Origin of the sequence: Nesterenkonia sp. DZ6 (assembly GCF_022565835.1) — a bacterium.
GTDB lineage: Bacteria > Actinomycetota > Actinomycetes > Actinomycetales > Micrococcaceae > Nesterenkonia.
On the sequence record NZ_JAJOYW010000002.1, the window covers coordinates 128,133 to 141,331 of the forward strand.

General features: G+C 63.4%; 12 protein-coding genes and 1 tRNA gene. 9 read left to right on the forward strand and 4 right to left on the reverse strand.

Features of this window, described 5'->3' with window-relative positions:
* Positions 1-48: 48 nt before the first annotated feature.
* Complete coding sequence (locus LTH93_RS06210; RefSeq protein ID WP_051501343.1) at positions 49-360, reverse strand: DUF2516 family protein; 312 nt, start codon at positions 358-360, stop codon at positions 49-51.
* 9 nt (positions 361-369) lie between these two features.
* Complete coding sequence (locus tag LTH93_RS06215; RefSeq protein ID WP_241470424.1) at positions 370-1,722, reverse strand: trans-sulfuration enzyme family protein; 1,353 nt, start codon at positions 1,720-1,722, stop codon at positions 370-372.
* A 105-nt stretch (positions 1,723-1,827) separates the two neighbouring features.
* Between LTH93_RS06215 and tmk the strand changes: the two genes are divergently transcribed.
* The 8 genes from tmk (at position 1,828) to LTH93_RS06250 (ending at position 9,954) form a co-directional block, all read left to right on the forward strand.
* On the forward strand, positions 1,828-2,466 hold the full coding sequence (gene tmk, locus LTH93_RS06220; RefSeq protein ID WP_241465220.1) for a dTMP kinase: 639 nt from the start codon (positions 1,828-1,830) through the stop codon (positions 2,464-2,466).
* Positions 2,463-3,620 (forward strand): DNA polymerase III subunit delta', encoded by a 1,158-nt coding sequence (locus LTH93_RS06225; RefSeq protein WP_241465221.1) that lies wholly within the window; start codon positions 2,463-2,465, stop codon positions 3,618-3,620. Before tmk ends, LTH93_RS06225 begins: the two co-directional genes overlap by 4 nt.
* Positions 3,613-5,196, forward strand: a complete 1,584-nt coding sequence (locus tag LTH93_RS06230; protein WP_241470425.1) for an alpha/beta hydrolase — start codon at positions 3,613-3,615, stop codon at positions 5,194-5,196. Before LTH93_RS06225 ends, LTH93_RS06230 begins: the two co-directional genes overlap by 8 nt.
* Positions 5,197-5,315: 119 nt before the next feature.
* The gene (locus tag LTH93_RS06235; RefSeq protein ID WP_241470426.1) at positions 5,316-6,347 is read left to right on the forward strand and encodes a universal stress protein; all 1,032 of its coding nucleotides are present in this window, start codon (positions 5,316-5,318) and stop codon (positions 6,345-6,347) included.
* Between the two features lie 66 nt (positions 6,348-6,413).
* Positions 6,414-6,486 (forward strand) — tRNA-Thr (locus LTH93_RS06240).
* A 1,049-nt stretch (positions 6,487-7,535) separates the two neighbouring features.
* Positions 7,536-7,751, forward strand: coding sequence for a helix-turn-helix domain-containing protein (locus LTH93_RS13445; protein ID WP_370642700.1), 216 nt, complete (start codon positions 7,536-7,538; stop codon positions 7,749-7,751).
* A gap of 625 nt (positions 7,752-8,376) precedes the next feature.
* Entirely contained in the window at positions 8,377-9,108 is a 732-nt protein-coding gene (locus tag LTH93_RS06245) for a Rep family protein (protein WP_241470427.1), read from the forward strand.
* Between the two features lie 294 nt (positions 9,109-9,402).
* Positions 9,403-9,954: a hypothetical protein gene (locus tag LTH93_RS06250; protein ID WP_241470428.1), complete on the forward strand. Its 552-nt coding sequence runs from the start codon at positions 9,403-9,405 to the stop codon at positions 9,952-9,954.
* 543 nt (positions 9,955-10,497) lie between these two features.
* Here the strand turns inward: LTH93_RS06250 and LTH93_RS13450 are convergent.
* The gene (locus LTH93_RS13450; RefSeq protein WP_370642701.1) at positions 10,498-10,713 is read right to left on the reverse strand and encodes a DUF4113 domain-containing protein; all 216 of its coding nucleotides are present in this window, start codon (positions 10,711-10,713) and stop codon (positions 10,498-10,500) included.
* Between LTH93_RS13450 and LTH93_RS06260 the strand changes: the two genes are divergently transcribed.
* Positions 10,621-10,983, forward strand: coding sequence for a hypothetical protein (locus tag LTH93_RS06260; protein ID WP_241470681.1), 363 nt, complete (start codon positions 10,621-10,623; stop codon positions 10,981-10,983). The two genes, LTH93_RS13450 and LTH93_RS06260, sit on opposite strands and share 93 nt — an antisense overlap.
* A gap of 322 nt (positions 10,984-11,305) precedes the next feature.
* Here the strand turns inward: LTH93_RS06260 and LTH93_RS06265 are convergent, their stop codons facing one another.
* On the reverse strand, positions 11,306-13,165 hold the full coding sequence (locus tag LTH93_RS06265; protein ID WP_241470430.1) for an ATP-binding protein: 1,860 nt from the start codon (positions 13,163-13,165) through the stop codon (positions 11,306-11,308).
* Between the last annotated feature and the right edge of the window lie 34 nt (positions 13,166-13,199).

Sequence of the window (13,199 nt, forward strand, 5' to 3'; positions counted from 1 at the left end):
GTGTGTCTCCCTTTCGGAGTCGAACGTGGAAATCAGCGCAGGGTGCGGTCAGTCGGAGACTTCGGGGTTCACGTCGGTCAGGTAGACCATCGCCATGCAGGCCGCGGCCACCGGGAAGATCAGGCCGAAGGGACCGGCTCCCGCAGCGCCGAGCAGAGCCAGGACGACGGCGCCGCCGGTCATGCCCAGCCAGAAGCCCTTGGTCCGCTTGAAGGCGATGTCGAACCGCTGCGCGTTCTTGGGGATGCACTTGACCAGTGCCACGATGGCGAGCCCGAGGCAGACCAGTGCGAAGGCGAGGTGCATCCAGGCTTCGGTCTGCAGGACGAAGATCCAGATATCAGAGAGGGGAGACTGCATACCCCGATGTTATCGGATGGGCTCCCCGGCTGCGGCGGCGCGCAACGCGTTGAGCAGATCTGCGAAGAGATCCTCGACGTCCTCGATGCCCACCGAGAGCCGGATCAGCCCGTCCGGGACCGAGGACGGTTCACCCGGATGACGACGACGGCGCTCGGCGAGGGACTCCACGCCGCCCAGGCTGGTGGCCGGGGTCCAGAGCTGCAGTGCGCTGAGCACCGCGTCGGCCACCTCGGCCTCGCTGCGCTGACTTGTGATGCGCTGGCCCGAATCGGGCTGTCCCGGCTGGGGCTCTCCGGAACCGGGCTGTGCTGAATCCCAGGCGTCGGCGGAACCGGGCTGGTCGGCGTCGAGCTCGATGGTCAGGATCGCGCCGAACCCGCCGAGCTGCTCTGCGGCGCGCTGATGTTGCGGGTGCGCGGCCAGGCCGGGGTAGTTGACCTTGCGCAGCGGCAGCCCGGCATCCCGGCTGAGCTGATCCAGCCGGCGGGAGAGCTCGCCGGCGTTGGACTCCGCGGCGTCCAGGCGCACCGCGAGGGTGCGCACGCCGCGCAGGGCGAGGAAGACCTCCATCGGGCCCGGGATCGCGCCGTGGAGGGTGCGGTGCTGGTGCAGCCGCTGATGGATCTCGCGATCACCGGTGATCGCGGCGCCCATGATGAGGTCGGAGTGTCCGGAGAGGAACTTGGTGACCGAGTGGACCACGACGTCGGCGCCGTGTTGGAGCGGGCGCTGGCGCAGCGGTGTCGCGAAGGTGTTGTCCACCGCAGTGAGCACCCCGCGCTGCTTCGCAGCGGCCAGCAGCGCGGGAAGGTCCGCGATCTCCAGCATCGGGTTGGTCGGGGATTCGATCCACAGCATGACGCGAGCGTCCTGGGCGCCAGCCAGGGTGGAGACGTCGTGCAGCGTGCTGGAGACCTGCGCGGTGTCGGCGATGTCCACCCGGTGCAGCGTGAGCAGACCCTGGTCTGCCATCTGCTGGGCCAGCGCGGAGAATCCCATGTAGCTGTGCCGCGGCATGATCAGGTGGCCTCCGGGTGGCAGCAGATGCACGACGGCGGAGATGGCGGCCATCCCGGAGGAGAACAGCAGACCTGGCAGCACCTGGACCGGATGCTCCTCGGCCGTGGTGACCTGACCCTGGGACTGGGAGGTGGTGCGGGTGCCCGCCTCGAGCTGAGCCAGCAGCTCCTCCAGCGGGGACCAGGAGGGCATCCCCTCCCGCGCGTAGTCCAAGGAGGCGTGGACGCCTGGCCGGTAGGAATACGTGGAGGTGAAGTCCACCGGCATGTTGACGGGCTGGTTCGGACCGTGGGGGCCGCGGCCCGCACTGACCACAAAGGTGCGTTCGTGCTGGTTCACACTGTTACGGTACCCCAGCAGGTGTCCGGGATTGGGTGGGCCGCCCGCCGCTGCCCGGGCTCCCGGTGTCATGTCCGTGTCACCGGGGCTGGGTAGGCTGGGAGCGTGACCCATCTCAGACGCGGAGGCTTCGTCGCCTTCGAAGGCGGCGACGGCGCCGGCAAGACCACCCAGCTGGACCTGCTCGAGTCCTGGTTCGAGGATCGGTCGGTGCCCTACGAGCGCACCCGCGAGCCCGGCGGAACCGTGATCGGCGAGCGCATCCGCTCGCTGGTGCTCGAACATGATCAGGGCGAGGTCGATCCGCGCACCGAGGCGCTGCTCTTCGCGGCCTCCCGCGCCGCCCATGTGGTCCAGCGGATCGAGCCCGCACTCGAGGCCGGCCGCTTCGTGCTCTGCGACCGCTATGTGGATTCCTCGGTGGCCTACCAGGGTGTGGGACGCGAGCTCGGGACAGCGGCCGTCGCTGAGATCAACGCCTTCGCCACCGGCGGGCTGCAGCCGGATCTCACCGTGGTGCTGGACATCGATCCGGCCATCGCGCGTGCCAGGCGGGAGGGCCGCGCGGGACACTCGGACCGGATCGAGTCCGCCGAGGACGCCTTCCATGACCGGCTGCGCCACGCCTTCCTCGCCCGCGCGGACGCTGCGCCCGAGCGATATCTGGTGCTCGACGCGTCTGGTTCCGCGCAGGAGCTGCAGGCCGCGATCCGGTCCCGGGTCCAGGAGCTGTTGAGCCCATGAGCGTCTATACCGAGCTGGTCGGCCAGGATGCCGTCGTCGAACAGCTTCGTCGCGCCGCAGGGTCAGGCACCCCCGCACATGCGTGGCTGTTCACCGGTCCCCCAGGCTCGGGACGGTCCAACGCCGCACGCGCCTTCGCCGCCGCCCTGAACTGTGACCAGGACGAGCCGGCGGCCCGCGGCTGCGGCGAATGCCGGTCCTGCCGGCTGGTGGCCGCGGAGAGCCATCCCTCGGTGAAGCTGGTCTCCACCGAGAACGTGACCTACAAGATCGACGATGTCCGCCAGCTGATCACCACCGCGCAGGAGAAGCCCCAGGGTGCACGCTGGCGCGTGATCGTGGTCGAGGACGCGGACCGGATGACCGAACGGGCCACCAATGTGCTGCTCAAGGCGATCGAGGAGCCGCCGCCGCATACGCTCTGGGTGCTGTGCGCCCCGAGTCCGGCGGACGTGCTGGTCACCATCCGCTCGCGCTGCCGGCTGGTGAGCCTGCGGATCCCGCCCACCGCCGCGGTGGCGCAGCTCCTGACCAGCCGGGACGGGCTCAACGAGGAGCAGGCGCAGTTCGCCGCGCGGGTCTCGCAGAACCACATCGGGGTCGCGCGCCGGCTGGCCCGGGACCCGGAGGCACGGAGCAGGCGCGAGCAGGTGGTCACCCTGCCGCTGCGGCTGACCTCTTCCTCGGCCGCGATCAAGGCCGCGGGGTCTCTGGTGGAGATGACCCAGGCGGATGCTGCCAGCACTGCGGAGGCGCGGCTGGAGGCCGAGCAGGCCTCGCTGCGTCGGTCACTGGGGCTTGAGGCCGAGGAGAAGATCCCGCCCAAGCTGCGCAGCCAGTTCAAGAAGCTGGAGGAGGAGAACACCCGGCGGGCCAAGCGCGCCGTCGCCGATTCCCTGGACCGGGCGCTGATCGACCTCACCGCGGTCTTCCGAGATGTGCTGAGCCTGAAGCTGGAGACCCATGCGGAGCTGATCAACGAGCATCTGCGTGAGGAGCTGAAGCGATACGCGGAATCGCTCAGCGCCGAGCAGACCCTGGCCGGGCTCGACGCGATCAACGCAGCCCGGACCCGGATCACCCAGAATGTCCCCCCGCTGCTGGCCGTGGAGGCGTTGATGATGCAGTTCCTACCCGGGAGGTCCCATGCCTGAGATTGGTCTCCCTCCCGGCAGGCTTCGGCTGATCAGCCTCGCCGCCGCTGCCGCGCTGCTGCTCTCGGGCTGCGTGAACGCCGGTGGGGACGAGGATTCCGGCGCGGCAGACGCTGAGGCGGAGCCGATGACTGCCACCTCGGTGCCGGCGGGCGAACTGGCCGGCGCGGCCGAGGACTACACCGAGTATTACGAGCAGGACATCGATTGGACCTCCTGCGAGGAGACCATGATGTGCGCCGATGTCACGGTGCCGATGGACTGGGCCGATCCGGGGGCACAAACGGATCTCGAGATCCGGATCATCAGCTCCCAGTCCGGCGGAGACCAGGCCGAATATCTGCTCACCAATCCCGGCGGACCCGGCTCCTCCGGCTATGATGCGGTCGCCGACTCGCTCGCGATCGCGTTCAGCGAGGAGCTCGTCGAGCACTACAACATCATCGGTTTCGACCCGCGCGGGGTGCACCGGTCAGCGCCGGTGAACTGCCTGGACGACGCCGAGATGGACGAGTACCGCGAGCAGGTCTCCGACGAACAGCTCGACGCCGAGTCCTCATACGCGGAGGCCCGCGAATCGGCCGCCGAGCTGGCGGCACGGTGCGAGTCCGAGAGCGGCGCTCTGCTGGGACACGTGGACACGCTCTCGGCGGTCCGGGACATGGACGTTATCCGCGCCGTGCTGGGTCAGGACGAGCTGAACTACCTGGGCTTCTCCTACGGTACCAAGCTGGGGATGACCTACGCCGAGCACTACGGTGAGCGGGTGGGGCGCTTCGTCCTGGACGGGATGCTCGACGTCTCGATCGATGCCCACGAGCTGAACAAGGGGCAGGCGCTCGGCTTCGAGGTGGCGCTGGAGAACTATGCGCAGTGGTGCACCGAGCAGGCGACCTGCCCGGCCGGAGACACCGTGGATGAGGTGGTCGACGGCGTGCAGGAGCTCTTCGCCGGAGTCGCCGAGAACCCGGCGCAGGGCGCGGACGGACGGACCATCAATGTCTCCACCCTGGTGAGCGGCTTCATCACCCCGATGTACAGCCGCGCGAGCTGGCCGCTGCTCTCCGAGGCGCTGACCATGGCCCTGGTGCAGCAGGACTTCACCAGCTTTCAGTACTTCGCGGACCTGCAGTCCGGGCGGAGCCCCGACGGCAGCTACGGATGGATCAACAGCTTCGTATTCACCGCAGTGATGTGCCTGGACTATCCGATGCCGCAGGACCCCGATCAGATCGAGGCCGAGTTCGAAGAGGTCTCCGAAGAAGCCCCCACCTTCGGGCCCTACCTCGGGCACAGGGCCGTTGTCTGCGAGGAATGGCCCGTTCAGAACGTGACGGAACCCTGGGACCCTGAGCTCAGCGAGGTCGACGAGCTGCTGATGATCGGCACCACCGGAGACCCTGCCACCCCGGTGGAATGGGCGGAGAACATGCACGAGCAGGTGCCGCAGTCTGCGCTGATCATCCGCGAAGGCGAAGGGCACCTGGCGTACCGGTCAGGCAACAGCTGCGTGGATCAGGCGGTGGACGGGTATCTGCTCGGCGGGGACCTGGCCGAGGGTCGCGAAGATTGTTGAACTTTTTTCTACCGGTTGTAGAAACTGCCTTGTAGACTCTGACTACCGGTGACGACGACGTCCACACGGCCTTTCTGACTCATCGGTCCTTTTCAGCTGATCTGCGTTAGGACACTGCCATGAACACAGAAGCTCCGCTCACACCCGATGCGACGTCATCCGATTCCCAGACTCACGATGCCCACACCTCGAGCGCTCCGGAGCCGACGGCTGGCGGTGAACAGGCACGGGCCCCGCGCCCGCTCGGCGTCCTCGTCGGGTTCGACGGTTCACCCAACGCCACCTCCGCACTGCGCTGGGCGGCCCGCGAGGCGCACTTCCGTGGTCTCCCGCTGACGGTGATGAGCTCCTTCACCATCCCCCCCGCGGTGAGCGGATACCTCGAGAGCTTCCCGGATGCCGGGGGCCAGACCCTGGCGCGGCAGGCCACGGAGAAGACGCTGAACACGGCACGGGAACAGCTTGCAGGACATGCCGGCGAGGTCACCTACCGACTGGAGCACGGCGACGCCGCAGGGTTGATGGTCCATCTCTCGGGCTCCGCTGAGCTGTGCGTGGTCGGAAGTCGCGGCCGCGGCGGGTTCACCGGGCGCATCCTGGGATCCGTGGCAGCCGCCCTGCCAGGTCACGCCCACTCCCCCACGGTGGTGGTCCCACACACCGACGAGTCCAGCGTGGGCGAGGGTTCCGAGGCGATCAGCACCGCTGACACCCGGCCGGTGGTCGTCGGCATCGACGGATCTCCACATTCCCGGCGAGCCTCCGTGCAGGCCGCTCGAACAGCGATCAGCCACGGCACCCGACTGCAGCTGGTGATGGCGCTGCCACCGCTGACGACGGCGGCCATGTGGTACCCGGAGCTTGCCGCCCGGGAGCAGGCGATGGTGCAGACCCGGGTGGATGACCTGAACAGGGACCTCGACGTGGAAGTCGGCTGGATCCAGGCGCAGTTCCCGGAGCTCTCCGTCACCGGTTCCGTCGAGGAAGGCTTCCCGGTCAATGTGATGCAGGAGATGGGCAGCAAGGCACAGCTGACAGTGGTCGGCACCCGGGGTCACGGAGGAATGCGCAGCGCGCTGCTTGGCTCGGTCTCCCGCGAGCTGCTGCACCACGCGACGGCTCCGGTGATGGTCGTCCCAGCTCACGACTGAGCGAGCTTTGACCGCGGTGGGGTGCACCAGTAAAGTGAACCCTCGTGCGCCTCACCGCGGTGCCACGCCGCCTTAGCTCAGTCGGTAGAGCGATTCACTCGTAATGAATAGGTCGCCGGTTCGATTCCGGCAGGCGGCTCCGTAAAGGCTCCTGAAATGGAGTTTTGTTGGTTCTAGTGGACAAAGTGCTGACGAGAAATCCACGACTACGCTCTAGACTACGGTCTAGGAGCAGAGGATTCGTGCGTGAACCCGGTGGCCCGCCGCAGGTGTGAGCGTCGCACTCAGATCCCCGGGGTCCACACCCCCGCAAGCAAGGACGTCATCCAGTCATCTCAATGGCCTAAGCAACGCTGCGGCGGGGAACTCAACGAACGCAGCTTCCCTCGCCACGACGAACAACGTCTAGCAGTTTCTCGCACCGAATCACCACCCTCCGAGGAGGCCTTGTGATCTCACGACGCCTTTACACGGCTCTTGCCCCTCTGGAGATCAATGACCGCTAAGACAGCCACGTGGCTGCAACACCCAGGGACAGCCCGAAGGCTCACCAATGGGTGACTCCACCAGGCAACTGAGCCAGAGCTGCGGATAAGCACGGTGCAGCGGTGAGCACTACCAATTTTCGGGACACATGAACGTCTCATCGTCTCCCCTAAGGGGCTGCGTGCCGGGCGAGTTGCCGCCGGGGTAGTCATAGTGTTCTCGATGCATTCCTGGTCAGGCATGACCACCGTTCTGCCGCTGGCGTTCATTTGGCCACCGGCCGCGATCTTCAGTGCTGATCTTTAAGGGAATTCAAATAGTCCACCGCGTCAAACTTCGGCCGCACCTAGGTCCTTTTTCGCGCCCGTCCACGTGAGAATAGCTTGTTTGAGGAAGGGCCCCGCTTAACGACGCTTCACCCGATCTTTCGAGTGGGCGCCAGGCTCAAGGCGGGCGGTGGTGGCGCGCATCGGCGTCATAACCCAAGTTCCCTATTCTGCATGTCCAAGTTTATCTGTGGAAAAGTTCGGAAATCTATGGGAATATACCATCAGCCTGAGAATAAAAGGGTGGGAGTCTTTGGACGACAGTCCATAGATTCTGACGAAGAGACGCGCACCACCCGGTGCACGTGCGCCAGGGTATCCGCTAATGGGATTGGTGCCGCGGTCTCCCGTAAGTTTTAAACTTGCGAGGACACCCATGCCCCCTGCCGTCACCCTGAAGCCAGGCTCACTCTCCGCGAAGCGCACTGCTGAGTATCTTGACGTCGCCGAACAGACCCTTGCCAAGTGGCGCTGCCATGGCGAGGGTCCCCCCTTCGTCAAGATCAATTCTAAGATCCTGTACAGGGTGGAATCCCTGGAGAAGTATCTTCGGGATCACGAGCAGCCCGCTTCCCGCCGAGGTACGCGATGACCTGCGTCTTCCTCGCGCCGGATCACGTCGCAGCGGACCCGTGGATCTCCCCATTGGGTGCCATCAGCTGGATAGGCACTGGCGACCCATCACCACGTAACCCCCTGCCGGGTACACAAAAACACCGTAAACAAAGGGAAGCAGGCATACTGCGGTGCGGTGTACCCAGTAACCCTCCCCCTCGATTCCTGCCAACCTGCGGGGCAAAACTCGCTATTGCTGTGCTCAACTGTGCTTTTGGACCAGATGTCAGCTGGGCTGTACCTACAGATCCCTTTCAGCAATGCGCGTGCGCGCGCCCGCTCGCCCGATTCTTCCTTGAGGGACAGACCCCGTTTCAGTTGTGCTCAACTGTGCTCGGCTACGGACGTCAACACCAGTCTGCATCGACACTTCCGCGTATTTCCGGCTTCTACGGAGCCATCACCAGGCTCGACGGTCTGCAAGCCGTGATCCGCCTCCAAGTGTGCTCAAGTGTGCTCGCGCGATTGAGCCCTTCAACCCCAGATACTCCCCCACTGAACGAAAAACACTGCCATGCGTTAATGCGCATGCCGAAGAAAGGTAAGCAATGATGAGCTCGAACAAGAACACCGCCCGGACGGCCGGAACTCAGAGGTTCCGCATGATGAAGTTCACCACGCGGCTAATCCACCCCAATACGGGTGCAGTTCTGCTGAACCTCGACGAGTTCGAGCATGGCCTGGACCAGCACAAGTCGATCAAAGAGTATGCCTGGGTCCTCCAGGACAAGGACCGCCATCCGGACGGTACGCCCGTGGCGACGCATGTTCAGGGCGCACTCCGTCTCCAGGACGGACGCACCCTGCACCAGGTCTCCTCCTGGATCGGGATCGCCGAACACCTCGTAATCCCCCTCAAGGGCCGCGGAGCCTTCCCCACCTATCTGCGGTACCTTACTCACGAGGCTCCGAGTGAACAGGCCAAGCGCAAGCATCGCTACGAGGACTCGGAGGTCCATGCGAACTTCGACTGGCGCGCGGTGATCGACGCTCATTTCGCGCGAACTCGTGAACAGCCCACTGACACCCTTACGCAGGTCAAGCTCGATCTACTCAATGGGCGAACTTCATTGGCTCAAGTCCGTGAACGGTATCCGCTGATTTTCGTGGATCACCATCCCAGGCTCGGAAAGATTGAGGCCAACTGGCGGGAGAATGCGCAGTTTCTGGCCCTCGGATTCAACTACGTGGATGCCGCTGGGAACCCGGACATCCACAGGATCGCCGCTCTTAAGGGCCTTGCCGACCAGCTCGGCTTCACAGGCTCTCTGGAAGAACAGTGCAAGCGCGCAGTTCAGCACCAGACTAGCGCCGCCGCCAGCGCAGGAGTCTGACCAATCAGGGACCGTAACGGGCGCTTGGCCGTTCCTCGCGCTCGCACCGTAGTGGCCCGCCCTGGGCCTCTACGGTGCGAGCGCGACGAATCGGCACCTGCTTTCCAGCGACGTGACCGAAAACAGGCTAGGTCAGCGAGCCATCAGCGAACCGCCCTGTGTTTCGTGGAGTCTGTCGTCACTGCGATGGCGTCAAAGCCGGAAGCCCCCAGGAAGATCGTCCCCTACCAACCACTGCCTGCCGATGTGGCACGCATGCCGATCACCTCCGAGAAGAGCAGGAGCAACACAGTGATGAACGACCATGAGATCAGGGCTTACGGCCCGAACTATGACACCGACTACCTGGCAGTGGACCTCGACAAGAAGATCCGCTCGGTCGGTGGCGCGACGATCATCGTCTTCGGCGAAGATCCTGTGCTGCGTGCAATGCAGTCTCGCGCACTGGCGGACTCGCTGGGCCTGAAGCTCACGAAGAACCGGCTGAAGGCGGAGGATCAACACGACCCTGCCATCGGCGTGACAGTCGCACTGCACTGTGCTGATCCGACCGTGACCTCTGACGCCCTGGTGCGCGAGTGGGTGTTGGACCCTGAGTTTATGGGTCCGCGCATCCTGATCGTCGAAGTCGCAGAGAACGCCGAACTGGCGGTCTCTGCACTGGGTGCCTGCGCGCTCTTCGTGAAGGTGGACAGCTTCAACATCCCGCCCGCCGGCATGGGCAGCACCACGACTGTAGCCAGCGACATCGCTGACTACGATGATCCGAACCTGGTGCCCGGGTTCACCTCGATGAGGAACTACTCGACCCTGATGGCAGAACTGGCCGACACTGAAGTGCTTTAATACAGAGCGGTCACGCTCTCGGGTCATGCCGAAAACCCGGACCAGGAAGCCTGACCTGCCCTTCCGGGCATTCTTCGCCTGACGTCGACGGAGTGCATTTTGCCCAAGGGCAGGGCCAGATCGATAAACGATCATCCTGAGTTGTGTTGCCGCTCGTGGCCGGACCCACGAACTGGGTTTCCACCATCCACTGCCGGGTGATCCTTCTAGAAGAATGCGCCAGGTCTGTCGAGTTGTCCCCGGAAAATGTGGCAGAGGAGCTCGGTCTCTCTGAACGCTTCTGGTCGAACCCTTAGTTGACGAAGGACCGCGCACTGTCGCCGGATCGCACAACTGAGGTCATGTCTAGCCTGACATTTCAGTGAAACCCTGTCACCCATGCCGCGAGGCTGTCGCTCATGAGTTGGACCGGGTGATCGCCATTCGAGAGCGCGAGCTGTCCAGACTGTAGGCGACATCCAGCGCTGCGGCCACCCCTATGGCACAGCTGCCGGCCCAGAACCAGGTCGAGACACCAGCGTGCTTCAGAGGCTGAAAACCGGCCTAGATCGCGCGAACGACCGGCAGCTCATCCCAATGGGTTGTATACCGAGGACTCCGCATCTCTCGGCGCATCTCCCACGCAGGACCACCCTTCAACCCCGCCGCGCCGAGGCCGATCGCCGGTTGATCGAGTTTCGCGCGGATCGACTCGATCAGCGGCCCGATTCCGCGATCCTCGCCGAGGTGGCCGGTGTAAAACGACACCGCTTGACGCACGACAACCCCGACATCAATAGCTCATTCCAAGAACGCGCCCGCGAATTGAACCGCCGCAAACCGGAACTTGATCTCGTCCGGGAACGGCTCGCGCAGGAACGCGATCGAAGCATCAAGTCGAATCGCGAGATAGAGTCTCTGACCTTGCAGCTTCGGAACTACGCAACCGCACTTTCGGTTGCCTTAGACGAACGCGAGGAACTTATCGACCAGTTGAGGTCTGACGAAAGAATCCAGAGCTTTCGGAGACCGACGAAGTCTCCAAAGTAGACTTTTCGCGATCCCTCGAGCCAATACCTAAGGTGTCAATCGTGTGCTGTCGCGGCCTCAGGTCAACATCTGCATCTGACGCGTTAGGGCAGTGCCAGCTATGAATGACAATCACGAAGAGTGTCCACTAACCAGGACGGGGGTAGCCCCTATAATCGAGATATGTCGCACCTCAGTCTAGTGTCGGTCGATCGCTCCTGATCCAGACGCTAGTCGCCGTGAAACATTGCTTTCCCCGGACAACGATGATGTCGATCAGCGGCGTAGACCAGTACCAGTTGCATCTCATTCACCGCGTCTGAGCGCCACGAACGTCTCTAAGTCAATCCACCGCGTTCGTGATCAATCCATACGGGTAGATTTCTGCACTCCTCGTAAACCGAATGACGACGTCGTCATCGAGTGACGTGGGTGGCGTGTTGTCAACAACGATTAGTTGAGCACCTTGGCCGTCCCCCGCCAACCATTTTTTCGCGTGAGCGTAGAACCGGTCCACAAGACTTGCATCCGCGAAGTCGTCCTCAGGCGAAGCATTGTGCCCTAGGTTCTTTTGCGGACTGTCAATTATCAGAAGCCCGGGCGCGTCTGCGTCTTGTTCGAAAGCAACCTGCCAAAGCGCCAAGTTCCAGGCGAGTGCAATGACTACAAGGCCCCCACTGCTCGCTTCGGTGTACTTGAGTCCGCGCACGTAGGGGACGAAGTCCGAGCTAACGTACGCGTCACCCAACTTGGGGTACCCGATGTCAGCGAGGATAGAGACGAATCGGTCCGACAAGAGCGCCACGACCTGTTCGCGATCCGGGCGTTTCTTGCGGCGTTGAGCAGATAGAGTTTTCACCTCAGTTTGCAGCGAGTTGACTAGGACTTCGACCCTCTCAACACGTTGCCAGGCTTTCGCCCCGGTCTCGGTGGACTGCCGCTCCAGTCGTAGCTGCATAATGTCGTTCGTGATCCTGTCCCGGAGCGCGAGCCAGGGGGCGGGGCTCTCCGTGATCGCATCCACCGCTTGCGCCGAGGCTACTGAGTCCAGCCTGGCCTCTTCCAACTGGAGAACAAGCGACTCCTGATCAACGACGAGTCGCACGATGTACTCGTTCAAGCTCTTGATTCGTGCGGTCAAGGCACGGAGTTCGGCTTCGACTATCTTGTTCTGGGTCTCCTCCCTCCCTTCCTCGCCGGGGTCTTCTATGGCCTGATGGCACAAAGTGCACGAACCATCCGAGATCGACGGAGTGCGCTTCAGGGCCTTTAGGCATGCAGGGCACTCTGTCACCCCGAGGGGATCGAACAAGCGGTCCGCGTCGAGAAGAAAATGCAACTTTCGCCGGTCGTCGTTATATTGCAGGCGGAGAGCTTCAAGACGTTCCAGCAACGAGCGCCGATCGCGGACACGGATCTGCAGCTCGGTCTCCTTTTGCCTCGAGGCTTCGAGCGCTTGCCGGATCTCAATGGAAGCTGACTCTGTGCTTCGGCGTTGCGCATCCAGAGACCGGAGTTGCGCGTTTAGCTCCGCAAGGTCAAGCGATTGCCTGTCGAGAGTATTCTCCAGCGCAGCGCGACCGCCAGGGTGATCGCGCTCTGCACTTATTGACAGAGTTTCAAGGCGCGCCTTCTCTTTGCTCAAGTCCTGAGACAGTCGCTTCTGCTGAGCTGCCAAAACTGCTTCCTCGTTGTCGTACACCCCAAACATGACCTCGATGGTCTGCCGATACTTCTGCGTGACCATGAAGTTTTCTCGCTCGTAGACGAGATTCTTAGAATCTAACCGCTCGTTCCGGACGGTCATCACCCTAAATACGTCACGGATAGAGAGCATGCCCGACCCGGTGTCTTCCTTCACCACTGAGTCGGAAAGACGAACTCCGTCGAGGTTTGATGCTGCGAGCACAAACTGGGATAGTCCGTTCGGATCACTCGTTGGTTCGACCGGGAAGCGCCGCTCTGCTGCACCGTCACGAGTGTCGAGGGTGGCCTGCCAGACAGTCGCAAACTCCGACGCTTGCAGCACAGCTGAGCGCTCGATAACCGTCGGGGTGCTGCCCAGATCGAGTTCGAGTGACGACGCCTTCACGTTCGCGCGAACCTCGTCATGAGGCGGTAGGCGCGCCCCACCTAGGCAATATTCGATGAAATCGACGATTGTCGTCTTACCCGTCAGGGACTGTCCCGCGATGATAGACAACGGGCGGTATCCATCCGTTGAGCCTTCTGGCTGG

Bases quoted from the DNA above. Each gene is read 5' to 3' on its own strand.
- LTH93_RS06210 (WP_051501343.1), bottom strand. From the start codon at position 360: ATGCAGTCTCCCCTCTCTGATATCTGGATCTTCGTCCTGCAGACCGAA.
- LTH93_RS06225 (WP_241465221.1), top strand. From the start codon at position 2,463: ATGAGCGTCTATACCGAGCTGGTCGGCCAGGATGCCGTCGTCGAACAG.
- LTH93_RS06230 (WP_241470425.1), top strand. From the start codon at position 3,613: ATGCCTGAGATTGGTCTCCCTCCCGGCAGGCTTCGGCTGATCAGCCTC.
- LTH93_RS06235 (WP_241470426.1), top strand. From the start codon at position 5,316: ATGAACACAGAAGCTCCGCTCACACCCGATGCGACGTCATCCGATTCC.
- LTH93_RS13445 (WP_370642700.1), top strand. From the start codon at position 7,536: ATGCCCCCTGCCGTCACCCTGAAGCCAGGCTCACTCTCCGCGAAGCGC.
- LTH93_RS06245 (WP_241470427.1), top strand. From the start codon at position 8,377: ATGATGAAGTTCACCACGCGGCTAATCCACCCCAATACGGGTGCAGTT.
- LTH93_RS06250 (WP_241470428.1), top strand. From the start codon at position 9,403: ATGAACGACCATGAGATCAGGGCTTACGGCCCGAACTATGACACCGAC.